General features: G+C 49.6%; 1 protein-coding gene. It reads right to left on the reverse strand.

All coding sequences use genetic code 11. The features are described from left to right. Positions 1-63 precede the first annotated feature (63 nt). On the reverse strand, positions 64-421 hold a 358-nt coding region (locus tag L9G74_RS23855; RefSeq protein ID WP_238898520.1), incomplete at its 5' end, for a 14-3-3 family protein.

Below are 421 nucleotides of genomic sequence, written 5' to 3' on the forward strand. Positions count from 1 at the left end.
TTATGATCCAGTAATACAGCAGGTAGCTGAGTAAATGGACTCAGAAATAGACTTCAGGACAGATTAGTGGCCCTCTCCTTCAGGCTTCGCTGCTTCCTTGATCTCGTCACCACCATCCTCCGCATTGTCAGAGGTCCAGAGAGTCAGATTGTCACGAAGAAGTTGCATGATCAAGGTGCTGTCCTTGTAAGACTCCTCGCCAAGAGTGTCCAGTTCAGCAATAGCATCGTCGAACGCCTGCTTTGCAAGGTTGCAAGCACGGTCTGGTGAGTTCAGTATCTCATAGTAGAACACTGAGAAGTTCAGTGCAAGTCCAAGCCTTATCGGGTGAGTTGTAGGCAGGTCAGCGAGTGCAATATCCTGGGCAGACTTGTATGCCACAAGAGTGTTCTCAGCTGCTTCCTTCCTCTCAGCTCCTGAC

The organism is Shewanella electrica, from assembly GCF_022321485.1.
Lineage (GTDB): Bacteria > Pseudomonadota > Gammaproteobacteria > Enterobacterales > Shewanellaceae > Shewanella > Shewanella electrica.